The sequence below is a fragment of the Sphingopyxis sp. Root154 genome (genome assembly GCF_001427105.1).
In the GTDB taxonomy this organism is placed as follows: domain Bacteria; phylum Pseudomonadota; class Alphaproteobacteria; order Sphingomonadales; family Sphingomonadaceae; genus Sphingopyxis.
Window position 1 is genome coordinate 79,459 of sequence record NZ_LMGI01000004.1, and the last position, 14,380, is coordinate 93,838.

Annotated in this window: 21 protein-coding genes; 16 read left to right on the plus strand and 5 right to left on the minus strand. The window is 64.8% G+C overall.

The features are described 5' to 3' along the window. Positions 1-149: 149 nt before the first annotated feature. The 8 genes from ASD73_RS20030 (at position 150) to ASD73_RS20060 (ending at position 6,656) form a co-directional block, all read left to right on the plus strand. Entirely contained in the window at positions 150-3,224 is a 3,075-nt protein-coding gene (locus ASD73_RS20030) for a TonB-dependent receptor domain-containing protein (protein WP_056376140.1), read from the plus strand. A gap of 40 nt (positions 3,225-3,264) precedes the next feature. Next, positions 3,265-3,978: a uracil-DNA glycosylase gene (gene ung, locus ASD73_RS20035; protein WP_056367615.1), complete on the plus strand. Its 714-nt coding sequence runs from the start codon at positions 3,265-3,267 to the stop codon at positions 3,976-3,978. Then, positions 3,975-4,733, plus strand: coding sequence for a sulfite exporter TauE/SafE family protein (locus tag ASD73_RS20040; RefSeq protein WP_056367616.1), 759 nt, complete (start codon positions 3,975-3,977; stop codon positions 4,731-4,733). The genes ung and ASD73_RS20040 overlap by 4 nt, the downstream gene beginning before the upstream one ends. A gap of 78 nt (positions 4,734-4,811) precedes the next feature. Further along, on the plus strand, positions 4,812-4,943 hold the full coding sequence (locus ASD73_RS23450) for a hypothetical protein (RefSeq protein WP_268801259.1): 132 nt from the start codon (positions 4,812-4,814) through the stop codon (positions 4,941-4,943). Between the two features lie 5 nt (positions 4,944-4,948). Beyond that, on the plus strand, positions 4,949-5,230 hold the full coding sequence (locus ASD73_RS20045) for a DUF427 domain-containing protein (RefSeq protein ID WP_056367618.1): 282 nt from the start codon (positions 4,949-4,951) through the stop codon (positions 5,228-5,230). A 12-nt stretch (positions 5,231-5,242) separates the two neighbouring features. Further along, the gene (locus ASD73_RS20050) at positions 5,243-5,707 is read left to right on the plus strand and encodes a YaiI/YqxD family protein (protein ID WP_056367620.1); all 465 of its coding nucleotides are present in this window, start codon (positions 5,243-5,245) and stop codon (positions 5,705-5,707) included. Positions 5,708-5,860: 153 nt separating this feature from the next. Then, positions 5,861-6,046, plus strand: coding sequence for a hypothetical protein (locus ASD73_RS20055; protein WP_056367621.1), 186 nt, complete (start codon positions 5,861-5,863; stop codon positions 6,044-6,046). A gap of 157 nt (positions 6,047-6,203) precedes the next feature. Continuing rightward, positions 6,204-6,656, plus strand: a complete 453-nt coding sequence (locus tag ASD73_RS20060) for a hypothetical protein (RefSeq protein ID WP_056367623.1) — start codon at positions 6,204-6,206, stop codon at positions 6,654-6,656. A 29-nt stretch (positions 6,657-6,685) separates the two neighbouring features. On the opposite strand, the gene ASD73_RS20065 is transcribed toward ASD73_RS20060, so the two are convergent. Then, positions 6,686-6,907 (minus strand): hypothetical protein, encoded by a 222-nt coding sequence (locus ASD73_RS20065; RefSeq protein WP_056367625.1) that lies wholly within the window; start codon positions 6,905-6,907, stop codon positions 6,686-6,688. Positions 6,908-7,007: 100 nt separating this feature from the next. Between ASD73_RS20065 and ASD73_RS20070 the strand changes: the two genes are divergently transcribed. The 4 genes from ASD73_RS20070 to ASD73_RS20085 all read left to right on the plus strand — a co-directional run bounded on the left by ASD73_RS20070 (position 7,008) and on the right by ASD73_RS20085 (position 8,845). Then, complete coding sequence (locus ASD73_RS20070) at positions 7,008-7,697, plus strand: alpha/beta hydrolase (protein ID WP_056367627.1); 690 nt, start codon at positions 7,008-7,010, stop codon at positions 7,695-7,697. 35 nt (positions 7,698-7,732) lie between these two features. Further along, on the plus strand, positions 7,733-8,080 hold the full coding sequence (locus tag ASD73_RS20075; RefSeq protein WP_056367629.1) for a DUF962 domain-containing protein: 348 nt from the start codon (positions 7,733-7,735) through the stop codon (positions 8,078-8,080). A gap of 73 nt (positions 8,081-8,153) precedes the next feature. Then, a complete protein-coding gene (locus ASD73_RS20080; protein WP_056367631.1) occupies positions 8,154-8,357 on the plus strand; it encodes a DUF2061 domain-containing protein in 204 nt (67 codons plus the stop codon). Positions 8,358-8,416: 59 nt separating this feature from the next. After that, positions 8,417-8,845 (plus strand): OsmC family protein, encoded by a 429-nt coding sequence (locus ASD73_RS20085; protein WP_056367633.1) that lies wholly within the window; start codon positions 8,417-8,419, stop codon positions 8,843-8,845. Here ASD73_RS20085 and ASD73_RS20090 read toward each other — a convergent pair. The 3 genes from ASD73_RS20090 to ASD73_RS20100 all read right to left on the minus strand — a co-directional run bounded on the left by ASD73_RS20090 (position 8,842) and on the right by ASD73_RS20100 (position 10,831). Beyond that, positions 8,842-9,429 (minus strand): 2'-5' RNA ligase family protein, encoded by a 588-nt coding sequence (locus tag ASD73_RS20090; RefSeq protein ID WP_156377484.1) that lies wholly within the window; start codon positions 9,427-9,429, stop codon positions 8,842-8,844. The two genes, ASD73_RS20085 and ASD73_RS20090, sit on opposite strands and share 4 nt — an antisense overlap. Positions 9,430-9,497: 68 nt before the next feature. Further along, entirely contained in the window at positions 9,498-9,950 is a 453-nt protein-coding gene (locus tag ASD73_RS20095; RefSeq protein ID WP_056376142.1) for a nuclear transport factor 2 family protein, read from the minus strand. Positions 9,951-9,976: 26 nt separating this feature from the next. After that, entirely contained in the window at positions 9,977-10,831 is an 855-nt protein-coding gene (locus ASD73_RS20100) for a hypothetical protein (protein ID WP_056367642.1), read from the minus strand. A 204-nt stretch (positions 10,832-11,035) separates the two neighbouring features. Between ASD73_RS20100 and ASD73_RS20105 the strand changes: the two genes are divergently transcribed. From ASD73_RS20105 to ASD73_RS20120, 4 genes are all read left to right on the plus strand, one after another. Beyond that, complete coding sequence (locus ASD73_RS20105; protein WP_082521761.1) at positions 11,036-11,914, plus strand: arylamine N-acetyltransferase family protein; 879 nt, start codon at positions 11,036-11,038, stop codon at positions 11,912-11,914. Between the two features lie 83 nt (positions 11,915-11,997). Beyond that, the gene (locus ASD73_RS20110; RefSeq protein WP_056367644.1) at positions 11,998-12,426 is read left to right on the plus strand and encodes a DUF1801 domain-containing protein; all 429 of its coding nucleotides are present in this window, start codon (positions 11,998-12,000) and stop codon (positions 12,424-12,426) included. A 10-nt stretch (positions 12,427-12,436) separates the two neighbouring features. Further along, positions 12,437-12,835 (plus strand): DUF1801 domain-containing protein, encoded by a 399-nt coding sequence (locus tag ASD73_RS20115; protein ID WP_056367646.1) that lies wholly within the window; start codon positions 12,437-12,439, stop codon positions 12,833-12,835. A 106-nt stretch (positions 12,836-12,941) separates the two neighbouring features. Continuing rightward, positions 12,942-13,865, plus strand: a complete 924-nt coding sequence (locus ASD73_RS20120; protein WP_056367648.1) for a TIR domain-containing protein — start codon at positions 12,942-12,944, stop codon at positions 13,863-13,865. 72 nt (positions 13,866-13,937) lie between these two features. Here ASD73_RS20120 and ASD73_RS20125 read toward each other — a convergent pair whose 3' ends face one another. After that, on the minus strand, positions 13,938-14,369 hold the full coding sequence (locus ASD73_RS20125) for a nuclear transport factor 2 family protein (RefSeq protein WP_056367650.1): 432 nt from the start codon (positions 14,367-14,369) through the stop codon (positions 13,938-13,940). Between the last annotated feature and the right edge of the window lie 11 nt (positions 14,370-14,380).

The window sequence follows — 14,380 nt, forward strand, 5'->3', positions numbered from 1 at the left end:
CAGCGTGCCTAGCCGTGCCGCGCGGTCCCGACAAGCGGGACGGCAGGGCCACAAAAACTTACTGCTGCGTAAACCATATCGAAACGCCTTTTCGCGTAATTTCTGCCCTGCCGGGGGGCGAGATCAACTTTATAAATCGGACGAAGATTATGAAAATGGGCACCAGCCCCTCGGTGTTTCTGACTGCGACAGCCTCGGTGATCGCGCTGGCGGCCTCGCCCGCGGCGGCGCAGAGCAGCGACGAAATTATCGTCACCGGCTCGCGCATCGCGAAGAGCGAATTCACCAGCGCCGACCCGATCCAGGTCATCGATCCCGAAAATGCGAAGCTGCAGGGGCAGGTCCAGCTTGCCGATATCTTACGGTCGACGCCGGCAGCGCAGGGCTCGATCCAGATTACTTCTGCCATTTCGAACCGCTTCGTCGCCAATGGCGGTAATGATGTGCAGACGGTGTCGCTGCGCGGGCTTGGCGCCGAGCGGACGCTCGTGCTGATCAACGGCCGCCGCGCGGGCCCTGCCGGGATCAGGGGCTCGGTCGCGCCGTTCGACCTTAACGTCCTGCCGCTGTCGGTAGTGCGCCAGGTCGAGGTGCTGAAGACCGGCGCTTCGTCGATCTATGGTTCGGATGCGGTCGCAGGCGTGGTCAACATCCTGACCCGCGACGATCTCGACGGCTTCGAGGGTGGCGGTTTCTCGTCGATCACCGAACATGGCGGCGGCGAAAGCTATGGCGCCGATGCCAGCTTCGGCAAGCGATTCGATCGTGGCCACATCTTTGCGACGGTCGATGTTTTCCGCCAGCAGAACCTGACGCGCCGCGACCGCGGCTTTCTCTTCTGTTCCGAAGAATATCTGAAGCGCGAGGCCGATGGCAGCCGCGCCGATATCGTCGATTTCCGCACCGGACGCCCGACGTGCAGCAGCACGCAAGGCAATCAGATCGCCTTCAGTGACTTTTCGGGAGTCGACCAGAACGGCTTCCCTACCTTCGGTCCCGGGCTGATCGCGCCGAACGGGCAGGCGATCCTGTCGGGCCAATATGGCGCCGAGTTCGCGGGGGTCGGCATCCCGATCAATGCCTATAACCCGATCGGCGTGTTCGGCCCCGCCAATTTCTTCGGAGTCAATTTCGACGGCCCGTCGACCGGCGCGCTCAACCAGTTCGAGCCCGTCGAGCAGGATTCGGACGTGTTTTCGGGCGTGAGCCGGATCAGCGCCTTTGTCGAGGGGGCGTATGATGTCACCGATGGCATCACCGCCTATGGCGAATTCCTGTTCAGCAACCGCAAGTCGCGCAACAATGGTTTTCAGCGGATCGAACTCCAGCAATTCACCGGCGCGTCGATGCTGCCCTTCTTCCTCTGCGATCCGACCGCATATAATTGCGATCCCAATGACCTGGGCGATCCGTTCAACGCCGAGTTCGGCGGCAACATCATCCTGCGCCCGCGCGTGCTGGTGAAGACCGAAAGCAAAGCCGACGTCGATTATTATCGCGGCGTGCTCGGTCTGCGCGGCGAGATCGGCGGCGGGTGGAAGTGGGATGTGAGCGGCCAGCACAGCCGTTCGGATGCGAGCTATACGCAGGACGTCATCTATCAGGACGCGCTTGCGTCGCAGACTTTGCGCACGCGTTCGTGCGTCGGCACCACGACGGCGGTCCGCGACGTGCCGTGCATCGATATCGACTTCACCGACCCGCGTGTGCTGCGCGGCGACTTCACGCCGGCCGAGCGCGCGTTCCTGATGGGCCGCGAGACGGGTCGTACGCTGTTCAAGCAGACGTCGGCCGAGGCTTTACTGACGGGCAAATTGTTCAACCTGCCCGCCGGATCAGTCGGTGCGGCGTTCGGGGCGAATATCCGCCGCGACGAGATCAACGACACGCCAGGCGAAGCGACGCTTGCCGGCAATGTCTCCAATTTCACGACCTCGGGCATCACCGCAGGGCGCACCGTGTCGAAGGAAATCTTCGGCGAGGTCGAAGTGCCTTTGCTTGAAGGCGTGCCGATGATCGAGCGGCTGACGCTGTCGGGGGCGGCGCGTTACACGCATGTTGAGGCGACGCGCCGCGACGGAGTGCAGGACAAGTTCAGCGACACGACATGGAAGGTCGGCGCCGATTGGGCGGTGACCGACTGGCTGCGTTTTCGCGGCACCTGGGGCACCTCGTTCCGCGCGCCCGCGCTGTTCGAACTCTTCCTTCAGGACCAGACGGGATTCCTTGGCCAGCAGGCGATCGATCCGTGCATCCAGACCGCGGCGCGGCTCGCGGCGGGGGCGATCAGCCAGCGCATCTTCGACAATTGCGCCGCCGACGGCATCGGCTCCAATTTCGCGGGCGGGTTTGGCCCGGCAGTGATCGCATCGGGCGGCGGCATTGGCCGGCTCAAGCCCGAAACCTCGACCGCAAAGACGGTGTCGGTCATCCTGACCCCCGATCTGTCCGGTGCGCTGTGGGGTGGGCTCAAGACGCGCCTTGCGGTCGACTATTTCGATATCGAGGTGAAGGACGAGATCAACCTGCTCGGCGCGGGTAATATTCTTCGCGGTTGCTATGACTCCGAGGTGGCCGACGAGCCGCTGTGCGGCCTGTTCACGCGCACCGCCGCGGGGCCCGATGCACAGAGCGTCGCGACCGTCACCGATCGCTATGTGAACATCAGCCGCCAGCGGAACCGCGGTGTCGACCTGTCGCTCGCGGTCGATCAGGATCTAGGCAACCTCGGCTCGCTCGCGTTTCGCGCGCAGATGACCTGGCAGGTGAAGGACAAGGTTTCGCTCTTCCCCGGCACCGAGGTCGACGACAATGGCAAGATCGGCAATCCGAAGTGGGTCGGCGATTTCAACCTTGGCTGGATGAAGGGTGGATGGACGCTGTTCTATGGCCTCGACGTCACTGGGGCCGCTTCTAACGCGGAAGATCTGTTCCGCGCGCAGGGCGGCGACGCGTGCCGCACGTCGGGCTTCCGTCCGGGCGGGCGTTTCTGCCCCGACGTCAGCGTGCCCGCGACCTTCTATCACTCGCTGTCGCTGAGCCGCGACGTCGCCGAGCGGTTCCGCATCACGCTGGGTGTCGCGAACCTGTTCGACACCCCGCCGCCGCGCGTGTCGACCGTCGTCACCGCGACGCCGCCGGTGATCGGCCAGGCGCCAGCATTTGGTACGCAATATGACTATCTGGGCCGCCGTTTCTTCCTGAGCGTGCGCGGCAGTCTGTAAGCCTCTGGACAAGCCCGCGCTCCTCTGGTGAAGCGCGGGCATGTCCGAGGTCAAACTGCATCCCGACTGGCTCGCGCGCATCGGCGGCGAGTTCGAGCAGCCCTATATGGCGGCGCTCAAGGCGTTCCTTGGCGCCGAGCGCGAGAAGGGCAAGGCCATCTATCCGCGTCCGCGCGACTGGTTCGCGGCACTCGACGCGACACCGCCGCAGGATGTGCGCGTCGTGATCCTCGGGCAGGATCCCTATCACGGCCCGGGGCAGGCGCATGGGCTGTGCTTCTCAGTCCAGCCGGGGGTGCGCACGCCGCCGAGCCTCGTCAATATCTACAAGGAAATGCAGAGCGACCTCGGCATTGCGCGTGCCGCGCACGGCTATTTGAAGCATTGGGCCGAACAGGGCGTGCTGCTGCTCAACAATTGCCTGACGGTCGAGAGCGGCATGGCCGCGTCGCATCAGGGCAAGGGGTGGGAGAAGTTCACCGACGCCGTGGTCGCCACGGTCGCCGCCGACCCGGCGCCGAAGGTCTTCATCCTGTGGGGTAGCCATGCACAGAAGAAAGCGGCGAATGTGCCGGGTCTCGGCGCGGGTAGCCCGCATTTGATTCTGCGCGCGCCGCATCCCTCGCCTTTGTCGGCGCACAACGGCTTTTTCGGGTCGCGGCCGTTCAGTCAGACGAACGCGTTTCTGGAAGCGCATGGCCGCGGCGCGATCGACTGGCGGCTGCCCGAAACGGCGGAGATCGCCGCCGCATGAGCCTGCTCGCCGATCCGCTGACGTTGCTGGTACTCGCCATCGCGGTGATCCTGCTCGGGCTTGCCAAGGGCGGATTGTCGGGGGTCGGGGCGCTGGCGACGCCGCTCGTCGCGCTGGTGCTGCCGTCGACGATCGCCGCCGCGCTTCTGCTGCCGATATTGATCGTGCAGGACGTCGTCAGCGTCTGGTCGTTCCGCAAGACGTGGGACGGGTGGGTCATTGCATGGATGCTCCCCGGCGCCGCGGTCGGCATCGCCGCGGGCTATGCCTATGCCGAGCGCGTCGACGAGGCGAAGCTGATGGCGGCACTCGGTGCGATCACGCTGGCGTTCGGGCTCTATCGGCTGTGGGTCGAGCGCGGCGGGCGCGTCGTCGCGGCGTCGACATCGCCCGGCTGGGTCGGCAGCCTGTTCGGGGTCGCGACGGGCTTCACCAGCCAGATCGCGCATGCCGGCGGGCCTCCGTTCCAGATGTGGGTGACGCCGCGCCGCCTGCCGCACCTCGTCTTCGTCGGCACCAGTTCGATCCTGTTCGCGGCGATCAACTGGATGAAGGTGCCCGCCTATATCGCGCTCGGTGCCTTCCCGCACGAGGTGCTCGTCGCCGCCGTGTTGTTGATGCCGCTGGCGATCGGTTCAACGCTGCTCACCGTGCGCTGGCTGAAACGGATCGATGGCGCGCGTTTCTATGTGCTCATTTACGTGTTGATGGTCCTGCTCGGCGCCAAGCTGGTCTGGGACGGGCTGGCGGGATAACAGGCGACGCGGGCGGGCAATGCGCGTAAGATCGTCTTGACGGGCATCGGCGTCCGTCGCCTTTCCAAGGTATTGACCATGGCCAAGAGCCAGAAGAAATCGAACCGCGAAACCCGCAAACCCAAGGCGGAAAAGCCCAAGAAGCCCAATGCGAGCAATCCGTCGACCAAGGTCGGCGTGGTCGCCGGGCTCGACAATATGAAGAAGTAGGCGCGATGGTTCAGGCACGGTGGAATGGCGCGGTGATCGCCGACAGCGACGACACGGTCGTCGTCGAGGGCAATCATTATTTCCCGCGCGATGCGGTCGATGCGGCGCTCTTGTCGGATAGCGCGACGACGAGCCTATGCCCCTGGAAGGGGATAGCGCATTATCACCATGTCACCGTGGACGGACAGGTGAACGAAGACGCCGCCTGGTATTATCCCGATCCCAAGGAAGCGGCGGCGGCGATCAAGGATCGCATCGCCTTCTGGAAGGGTGTCGCGGTCGGCTGACCGCTTTCGTCCATGTCCACGCCTGTCCAAATCCTCGTCGATGCCGACGCTTGTCCGGTGAAGGACGAGATCTACCGTGTCGCGTGGCGGCACGAGGTGCCGGTGAAGGTCGTGAGCAACAGCCGGCTGCGCGTCCCCGAACATCCGTTGATCGAACGGATTACCGTGTCGGACGGTTTCGACGCCGCCGACGACTGGATCGCAGAGGCGGCGAATGCGCAGAGTGTCGTGATCACCGCCGACATATTGCTCGCCGACCGCGCGCTGAAGGCGGGGGCGGCCGTGCTCGGCCCCAATGGCAAGCCCTTCACCCTCGCCTCGATCGGACCCGCGATCGCGACGCGCGCGATCATGGCCGACCTGCGGTCGGGAATGAGCGACGGGATGGGCGGGCCGCCGCCCTTCTCGAAGGCCGATCGTTCGCAATTCCTGCAAGCGCTCGATAGCGCGCTGGTGCGGCTCAAGCGCCAAGCGTAAATTTCTTTCGTTTCTTTCCAATGCTTTGTGAAATTTGTTCGGCCGAGTGATGGCGATCACGGCTGGGTGATCGGCTGTGCGTCATAAGCGGGGCATCGGGAACGACCCGAGCCCAATTCGAACCAGATCAACGAATGTGAAAAGGAAGAGACGATGACCAAGAAGATGATCCTCACCCCCGTGCTTGCCCTCACCATGGTCCTTTCGGCCACCCCCGCTATGGCGCAGTCGGCGCAGCCCGCACAGGGCGGCATGACGGTGACGTCGAACCCGGTGCAGATCCTGATCGGCCTGCTGCTCCCCGCGGTGCAAAAGGTCCGCGAAGCCGCGGCGCGCTAGGCCGCACACCCGTTTTCGTCTCCGGCCCGGCCTGCCACGCCGGACTGGAAACCAGCCCTCCCGCCCCTGCGACCCAGGCGGGAGGGCTGTCGTTTTTCCGGCGCCTTGAACGCCCCTTGCATCAGGCGTAGGCTATAATGCGAAGGGGAGAGGGGCCATGCTTTCCATTTTGCCACTGCTGTTGATCGCCGGCGCGCCGGCGGCCGCACCATCCGCCGCCGCGCCAGCATCGGTTGCCGCAAAGGCGACCCCGGTGACGATCGAATATTATTATCGCATCCGCTGGGGCGCGATGGACGAGTTCCGCGCGCTCTATGCGAAGAATCACCAGCCGATCCTCGACGAGATGAAGCGGCTGGGTTTCATCACCCGGATCGAGACGACGACCCCCTTCACCCATATGGCGGGCGGGACGCGCTGGGACCTGCGCGTGGCGATCACCTATCGCGGCGCCGAGGATGCGGTCGGCGACGGCACCGGATATGACGCCGCCGCAGAAGCTGTGGGTGCGCGTCTGTTTCCTGACCTCGCGAATTTCAAGGCCGAAGAGGCCAGGCGGTTCGCGCTGGTCGAGGAGCATTGGGACGTGATCGTCAACAGCGAGGAGTGAGTTTGCGGGAGGCCTGAAAGGCCCGCCGATCAGTTCCCCGCGCGGCGGTGCATGAAAAAGGCAAGCAACAGCACGACCGAGATTACCCCGACCAGCATGCCCGCGGTCGTCGTCACCATCGTGATCGAGCCCGCCGGATCATTCGAGTTCCACGCGCCGCTTTGCGTCCGGTCGATCATCCACCAGGCCCCGGCGACGACGATGAGGTCGAGCAGGACCAGCCCGAGTAGCGCGCGCGTCGATTTTTTCATGAAAATTTCCCCTCCCGAAATCCCGACGGTTTCTTTGCTGTCGGCTATCTGCCGGGCATGTTAGCTTCGGGCTTCGCGAAATTCTACAGGAGTCGGGACCATGGCAGCGCTTCCTACGATCATCCTCGTGCATGGCTTCTGGGGCGGCGCCGCGCATTGGGCAAAGGCGATCGTCGAGCTCGATCGGCTGGGGCACAAAGGGATGCGCGCGGTCGAACTGCCGCTGACCTCGCTTGCGGGCGACGCCGCGCGGACGCGGCAGATCGCGGCGCAGGTCGAGGGGCCGGTGCTGCTCGTCGGGCACAGCTATGGCGGCGCGGTGATCACCGAGGCGGGTACGGCACCGAATGTTGCGGGGCTCGTCTATATCGCGGCCTTCGCGCCCGATGCGGGCGAGAGCCCCGGCGCGCTGACGCAGCAGCATCCGCCTGCTGGCGCGGCGAACCTGGCGCCCGACGCCGACGGCTATTTGTGGGTCAAGCCCGACAAGTTTCACGAAAGTTTCTGTCAGGATGTGAGCGCCGACGAGGCGCTGGTGATGGCGGTGACGCAAAAGGCGCCGCTCGCGTCGACCTTTGGCGAGGCGGTGAGCGATCCGGCGTGGCGGATGAAGCCGAGCTGGTACCAGATTTCGAACGAAGACCGGATGATCGACCCCGCGAACCAGAAGGCGATGTCGGACCGGCTCGGCGCGCGCAAGGTGATCGCGCTCGACGCGGGGCATGCCTCGCTCGCCTCGCGGCCGGTCGAGGTCGCGGCGCTGATCGACGAGGCGGCGCGCAGCCTGTAGTTGACCCGCGCCGCGGCGAAGGGCAGCATCGGGCAATGGCGCGCCAATATACGACCTTCGCCGAATTCTGGCCCTTTTACCTGCGCGAGCACAGCAAGACGTCGACGCGCGCGCTGCATTATGTCGGGACCAGCCTCGTCGTGCTGATCGCGCTCGCGGCGGGGCTGTCGGGCCGCTGGGGTTGGCTGATCGCGTTGCCGGTCGCGGGTTATTTCTTTGCGTGGGTCGCGCATTTCGGGGTCGAGAAGAACCGGCCAGCGACCTTCACCTATCCGCTGTGGAGCCTCGCCGCCGATTTCAAAATGTGGGCGATGTGGCTCACCGGGCGGCTCGGTCCCGAACTCGACCGGGCCGGGGTCGTGCGGGAAAATCGATCAGACTGACCGAAGGCACCCTCTGGCATTTATTGCGAATCATTCTTAACTCGAGCGAGTTCGCATTTGCTGGAGACGGGCCATGCCCACCGACCTGATCAAGACCTTCACCTATCTCACGATCCACCTGACGATCGGGTTCAGCGTCGCTTATGTGATGACCGGATCGGCCGCGCTGGGGGGCGGGATCGCGATCATCGAGCCGTGTATCAATGCTGTCGCATTCTTCTTCCATGAAAAGGCGTGGAAGCGCGTGGGCGCGCGGCGTAAGCTGCTGCCCGCCTGAGGCGCGAGTCCCGGGCCGCTTTTTCGCTCACTCCCCGACCCCACCAAGGAGATACGATTATGACCGTCAATCGCGCATCGGCCCGCTACGAAGGCTTCGGCAAGGAAGGCAAGGGATCGATCACGACCAAATCAGGCGTGCTCGACAAGCAGCCCTATGGTTTCGGTACGCGCTTCGAAGGGCAGCCGGGTACAAACCCCGAGGAGCTGATCGCCGCGGCGCATGCAGCCTGCTTCACGATGGCGCTGTCGTTCGGTCTCGCGCGCGCCGGCTATTCGGGCGACACGCTTGAGACGAGCGCGGAAGTGACGCTGGAGCAGCAGGACGGCGGCTTTACGATCACCAAATCGGCGCTGACGCTGACCGGCAAGGTGCCGGGCATCTCAGCCGACGAGTTCGCCAAGATCGCTGAAGAAGCCGAGAAAAATTGCCCGGTGTCGAAGCTGCTCGATTGCGAGATCACGCTGGAGCACAGTCTCGACGTCTAGGCGGCGCGTAGCAACGGTGCGGGCAGTTCATCTTCCATGAAGGCGAAGGCACTCTGCGCCGGCGGAAGCAGCGACCAGCTTTGCAGCACGCGATGGCGGCGATGGCCGACATGGCTTTCAATCAGGACGAGCTCGCGTGGAGTCCACCGCCAAGCCATCGGGACCGGGTCGAAGTCACAGGCACCATAGCCGAGCGTGATGTGGGGCCGCAGCCCCGACTTTCGATGCATCGGTTCGATGCCTTGCGTCTCTAAGAGTGCGACGATGCCCTCATAGAGATGGCGAATGCTGCCGATGTTTCCGACGGTCGTGAGTTCGGCCCCCACCTCCCGGCTCTTGATGCGTCCAAAGGGAATGTGGCTCGCAGCGGGGAGGCCCGATGCAAACGCTGCCGCGACACGCTGGGGCAAGAACGGCTGCGGCTCCATTGTTTCGGCGATCGTGCACAGCGTCAGATGGTAAAGCTGGGGCCTCAGGCCCGCGAACAGATCGCCCGAAACGGGCGGCAATTGGCGCGCGAGCCAGCCGGCGCGGTCGGCATTTACCTGAAAACCCAGGAAATAGCGGAACATCGGGTCCATCATCCATTCCTCCGAATCGGATCAATGTTCCTATTATGTTCTCATCAATAGCGAGAGTCGAATCCTTCTCGTTACTCGCTATCGGCCGCCATGCGCGTCACGTGGATATAGGTCGCCTGCCAGCTGTCGCCGTGGCGGCGGAAGATGTCGGTGAAGCGGATGCGGACGCGAAAGGATTTGCCCGCCGAGCGGCCCGACAGGACCGTCTCGGCGCTCGCGAGGCCCATGTCCTTGCCGAGTGGGAGGATTACGCGATCGTTGAGCGTGACGGGGTCGTAATCGTCGTCGGCGCCGGTCCAGCCGTCGATGAAAAACGCCTTTCCATACCGTTTCCCGCTGCCGTCGATAAAGACGAGGTCGTCGGCGACCATGCGGTCAAGCGCGGCGCGATCCTGCGCGATCTGCGCCGCGTCGAACGCATCGGCAAAGGTGCGCAGCTCCGCAATTTCGCTGGCGGGCGCCTCGGCAGCAGCGGCTGAGGCCGCCACGCCGAAAGCCAGTATCGCCGCTATCATTCCGCGCATGGGCCCCTCCCGTTGCTACCGCCCGGTTACTGCGCCGGACGGCAATCCTTCAGCCAGATGACATGCTTGTATTCGTCGAAGTCCTCGACGGTGCCGGTCAGTTTGATGCTCTTGTTCGGCTTGAGCTGGAGCGAAAAAGCGGCCTGACCCGGTGCCATATAACAGACGATGTCGGTCTTGAACGGTGCCTGGTTCGGCAGGCGGATCGCCTGTTCATAGGGCTGGGGGATTTTGTAGCCGACGCGGAAATCCTTGCCGTCCTTGGTCACATAGTCGACGAGCCCGTCGATCGTGAATTGCTTGCCCTTATAGCGGGTGAGGATGCCCGCGGAATTGCGTTCGGTGTCTTTTGACACCTGCTGCGAGAAGCTTAGCGAGTTCATTTTCACGGGCGCGGCGGCGACGGTGGTCGCGGTCGAACCCTTCTTTGCAGCGGCGGCACCCGCCTTGCCGCCCTTGACCTGATTCAGCATTCCGCACATTTCGGCCATCGCCGCATCGGCCTTGGTCGCCTGTCCGGCGCGCAGCTTGGCTTCCATCACCACTGTGCCGATCCCGCCGGTCTGGGTCGCGGTGATCTGGATCGGAAAGGCGCGCACGGTCCCCGTCATCGGCTGTTCGATCAGCATCGATCCATATTCGGCCTCGTCGGCCATGATGTCATAGCCCTTGGCAGCGACGAGCCCGCGCATCTGGCCGATCGCGACCGCGGGCGGCAGGTCGGCGACGGTCACCGCGGCGGTGAAGCGCAGTCCGGTGATCGGATTGCCCTTTTTGACGAAGGCTTCCTCGCAGGTCGCGGCGTTGGCTGTGCCTGCCGTGAGAAGGATTGCGGCCGGCGCGATCGCGATCGCGAGGCGGGAATAAGTCGTGGTGCGCATGAGTGGCTCCCTGAAATGTTTATGTTATGCGACTTATGTTGTGTGACGCATCTGCCGCAGCGCGCGGCCGCCTGCAATGGCTAAGTTACCAAGATGATGGTGTTTTGCGGGACAGCAAACCTGGCTGTCGATCCGCGCTTGACCTCAACCGGGCTTGAGCTTTCATAAGAGCGGGACAGTTGATTCGCGAACGGAGCCTTGTTCATGCTGCATTATCCCGCTGCCACGCCTGCCGACCCCGTCGATACCGATGCCGCCGCGCCCGCCGCGGCCTTCCTGCCGCGTTATCTCGCACGGATCGGCTATGCCGGGCCGGTGGCGCCGACGCTCGAGGTGCTCGCCGCGCTTCAGGCCGCGCATATCGCCGCGATCCCGTTCGAGGCGATCGACGCGCTGACCGGCGCGGGGATCGATATCGGTGCCGATGCGATCGACGCCAAGCTGATCGGCCAACGGCGCGGCGGCTATTGTTTCGAACAGAACAGCCTGTTCCTCCGCGCGCTGCGGGCGATTGGGTTCGAGGCCGAAGGGCTGCTCGGCCGGGTGCGCTGGATGCTGCCCGATGATGCCCCGCCGACCCCACGCACGCATATGGTGGTGCGGGTGACGCTGGGTGGGCGGCCCTGGCTTGCCGATGTCGGCTTCGGCGCGGCGGTCCCGCCCGCGCCGCTCGCGATGGACAGCGAGGAGTCCCAGCCGACGCGGCACGAAAGCTATCGTGTCGTGCGGCACGGCGACGTGTGGCAGGTCGCGGCGCTGATTGAGAGTGAGTGGCGGACGCTGTACCGGCTCGACCCCGCATCGCCGCCGGCGATCGATTATGAAATCGGCAACTGGTACACCTCGGCGCATCCGGACTCGCATTTTCGGCACCAGCTGATCGCGGCGCGGACGACCGCCGACGCGCGTTACGGCCTGCGCGACAACCGGCTGACGACGCGGCTCGTCGACGGGCGCATCGACCGGCGCTACCTCACCGCCGATGAGATCGAGCGGACGCTGTCGGAGATTTTCCTGCTACCGGTGCGGGCGCACTGGCGCGCCGCGATCGAGCGCGCGGCGACGGCGGAGATCGCCGGCTAGGCCCGCGTGACTTGACTCGCTGTGGCTATCGCGTTCTTTTGAAGACGAAAGAAGGGAGCGCGATTCCATGGCCGACGAATTCCATGGCTGACAGGGCACCCGTGCTGCTGTCCGGCGGCAATCCGCAGATCGCGAAAGGCTATGGCGACGCGCCGGTGCAAGCCTATATCGCCGCGATGCCGGGGTGGAAGTCGGGCGTTTGGCGCCGGCTCGACAAGCTGATCGAGAAGAGCATTCCGGGGGTTGCGAAGGCGGTCAAATGGAACTCGCCTTTCTATGGTCCGCCGGGGCAGGGCGACGAGCCGACCCACTGGTTCCTGAGCATCCATTGCTTCGACAAATATATCAAGGTCGCCTTCTTTCGCGGCCAGTCGCTCGATCCGGTGCCGCCGGTCGCGTCGAAGAGCGGCGACACGCGCTATTTCCATATCCATGAAGACGAGCCGGTCGACGAGGCGGCATTCGCCGACTGGGCGAAACAGGCGGCGGCGCTGCCGGGCGAGAAGATGTGAGGAGAAGGGCATGGCGGCGGATCTGATCGATGCGAAGATCGCGGGGCTCGGCGATTGGCGCGGAGCGACGCTGACGAAGCTGCGCACGCTGATCCATGCCGCCGATCCGGACGTCGAGGAGACGGTGAAGTGGCAGAAGCCGTCGAACCCGTCGGGCGTTCCGGTGTGGGAGCATACGGGCATCCTGTGCACGGGCGAGACGTATAAGGACAAGGTCAAGCTGACCTTTGCCAAAGGCGCGGCGCTTGCCGATCCAAAGGGGCTGTTCAATTCGAGCCTCGACGGCAACATGCGGCGCGCGATCGACCTGTTCGAGGGCGACGACGTCGACGAGGCGGCGTTCAAGGCGCTGGTGCGCGCCGCGGTCGAGGCGAACCTCGAAAAGCCGACGCGGGCCAAGAAGAGCTAGCTTATCGGCGGCAGCCTCGCGGGGAAGAGATCGACGCGCTTTTGGATGATAGAAACGAGTCGCGGCGCGGTCGGGACAAGCCAGCCGAACGCAATGGAGGGAAAAGATGACGGAGAAGCCGCGGATTTTCCTGGGCTCGTCGGGCAAGCAGGAGAAGCTGATCCAGGCGCTGACGCGCGGACTCGGCGACATCGCGAACGTCGAGCCCTGGACGACGACGTTCAACCCGGGCGTGTCGACGCTCGAGCGGCTGCTAGAACTGACGCGCGAGGTCGATTTCGCGGCCTTCGTTTTCGCTGAGGACGACTGGACGACGAGTCCGTCGACGGCGTCGCGCACCGAATCGAGCCAGGCTGCGCCGCGCGATAATGTTGTGTTCGAGGCGGGGTTGTTCGGCGGCGTGCTAGGGATGCGGCGGACCTTCATCCTCCACGCGAACGGTGCGAAGCTGCCCACGGACCTTCTTGGCCTCACGTGCGTGCGCTACCCGGGCGAGATGACCGCGACCGAGATGCGCGTTATGAATCAAAAGCTGCGCAAGGCGATCGAGAGCGAAGGGCGGCTCCAGCGCATCGAGGGCGTGTGGTGGCAATATTCGCTAACCGCGCGCAGCGAAAAGGAGCCTTCCGCATTGGGCTTGCTGCGCATCGGGCGCGACCGCGCCGGCGCGCTCACGCTCGTTGGGCGCGCTTGGCGCGCCGACGGGACGCTGTCGGCACGCTATGCGAGCGAAGCGACGACGGCGCGCGACGACGGGCTCTTCTATTATTGGAACGGCGAGCGCCCACTCGACCCCGATGCGCCGCGGCTCGACGGCACGGGCGAGATCCGGCTCGAGGCCGAAGACCGCGCCGCGGGCTATTTCACGACGCGATCGAGCGCCGATCCCGAACTCAATATACGCACCACCGGCGTCTATTGGCGCGCGCACCCGGGCGACATGGAAACGATGGACGGCCGCGACGGCCAGGCGCGTGCCGCGCTGATCGCCGAACGGCTCGCCGAGTGGGAGTCGTTCCGCAACATGTAGGCGGCACGCCGTTCGCAAGCTTCCACTTACCTGAGCTCGGATCGAGCTGGCGTGGGCGAGGTGGGGCACCCATTATTTCGTCGCTGGCCGCGGCTTCATATGCCACAGCGCGTTGACGATGACCCATCGCTCGCCGAATTTGCCCATGTGGAAATAGTCGACGAACCATGGGGTTTCGACGCGCACCGCGGCGGCGTTACCCGCGACGTCGAGGATCCTGCACGTGCGGTTCCACCCGGCGCGCGGGGTCTTGAGCGCGCCACGTTTCGTGAGGTCGACGAGTTCCTCGCGGCTCATGCGCTGCAGCCCGAGCCGCTCGTCGGGCGTGTCGCCCAGAACGCGGCGCTTGGCGAGGTCGGGGTGGAGCGCGCGTTTGACGCGCTCGGGATCGCCCTCGAGCTGGCCGTCGACATAATCGAAGCAGGTCGCCTCGATCGCGGCGAGGTCGGCCGGGGATGCGGGCGTTGCGGTCGCGGCGGCGAGGGTGAGCAGGGTCGTCAGCATGGCGGCTCCCG

What these genes read in the sequence shown, in the direction of transcription:
- ASD73_RS20125 (WP_056367650.1), bottom strand. Translation starts at nt 14,369, where the DNA reads ATGCTGACGACCCTGCTCACCCTCGCCGCCGCGACCGCAACGCCCGCA.
- ASD73_RS20115 (WP_056367646.1), top strand. Translation starts at nt 12,437, where the DNA reads ATGGCGGCGGATCTGATCGATGCGAAGATCGCGGGGCTCGGCGATTGG.
- ASD73_RS20040 (WP_056367616.1), top strand. Translation starts at nt 3,975, where the DNA reads ATGAGCCTGCTCGCCGATCCGCTGACGTTGCTGGTACTCGCCATCGCG.
- ung (WP_056367615.1), top strand. Translation starts at nt 3,265, where the DNA reads ATGTCCGAGGTCAAACTGCATCCCGACTGGCTCGCGCGCATCGGCGGC.
- ASD73_RS20065 (WP_056367625.1), bottom strand. Translation starts at nt 6,907, where the DNA reads ATGAAAAAATCGACGCGCGCGCTACTCGGGCTGGTCCTGCTCGACCTC.
- ASD73_RS20100 (WP_056367642.1), bottom strand. Translation starts at nt 10,831, where the DNA reads ATGCGCACCACGACTTATTCCCGCCTCGCGATCGCGATCGCGCCGGCC.
- ASD73_RS20110 (WP_056367644.1), top strand. Translation starts at nt 11,998, where the DNA reads ATGGCTGACAGGGCACCCGTGCTGCTGTCCGGCGGCAATCCGCAGATC.
- ASD73_RS20105 (WP_082521761.1), top strand. Translation starts at nt 11,036, where the DNA reads ATGCTGCATTATCCCGCTGCCACGCCTGCCGACCCCGTCGATACCGAT.
- ASD73_RS20090 (WP_156377484.1), bottom strand. Translation starts at nt 9,429, where the DNA reads ATGATGGACCCGATGTTCCGCTATTTCCTGGGTTTTCAGGTAAATGCC.
- ASD73_RS20095 (WP_056376142.1), bottom strand. Translation starts at nt 9,950, where the DNA reads ATGCGCGGAATGATAGCGGCGATACTGGCTTTCGGCGTGGCGGCCTCA.
- ASD73_RS20085 (WP_056367633.1), top strand. Translation starts at nt 8,417, where the DNA reads ATGACCGTCAATCGCGCATCGGCCCGCTACGAAGGCTTCGGCAAGGAA.
- ASD73_RS20030 (WP_056376140.1), top strand. Translation starts at nt 150, where the DNA reads ATGAAAATGGGCACCAGCCCCTCGGTGTTTCTGACTGCGACAGCCTCG.
- ASD73_RS20075 (WP_056367629.1), top strand. Translation starts at nt 7,733, where the DNA reads ATGGCGCGCCAATATACGACCTTCGCCGAATTCTGGCCCTTTTACCTG.
- ASD73_RS20080 (WP_056367631.1), top strand. Translation starts at nt 8,154, where the DNA reads ATGCCCACCGACCTGATCAAGACCTTCACCTATCTCACGATCCACCTG.
- ASD73_RS20050 (WP_056367620.1), top strand. Translation starts at nt 5,243, where the DNA reads ATGTCCACGCCTGTCCAAATCCTCGTCGATGCCGACGCTTGTCCGGTG.
- ASD73_RS23450 (WP_268801259.1), top strand. Translation starts at nt 4,812, where the DNA reads ATGGCCAAGAGCCAGAAGAAATCGAACCGCGAAACCCGCAAACCCAAG.
- ASD73_RS20120 (WP_056367648.1), top strand. Translation starts at nt 12,942, where the DNA reads ATGACGGAGAAGCCGCGGATTTTCCTGGGCTCGTCGGGCAAGCAGGAG.
- ASD73_RS20060 (WP_056367623.1), top strand. Translation starts at nt 6,204, where the DNA reads ATGCTTTCCATTTTGCCACTGCTGTTGATCGCCGGCGCGCCGGCGGCC.
- ASD73_RS20045 (WP_056367618.1), top strand. Translation starts at nt 4,949, where the DNA reads ATGGTTCAGGCACGGTGGAATGGCGCGGTGATCGCCGACAGCGACGAC.
- ASD73_RS20055 (WP_056367621.1), top strand. Translation starts at nt 5,861, where the DNA reads ATGACCAAGAAGATGATCCTCACCCCCGTGCTTGCCCTCACCATGGTC.
- ASD73_RS20070 (WP_056367627.1), top strand. Translation starts at nt 7,008, where the DNA reads ATGGCAGCGCTTCCTACGATCATCCTCGTGCATGGCTTCTGGGGCGGC.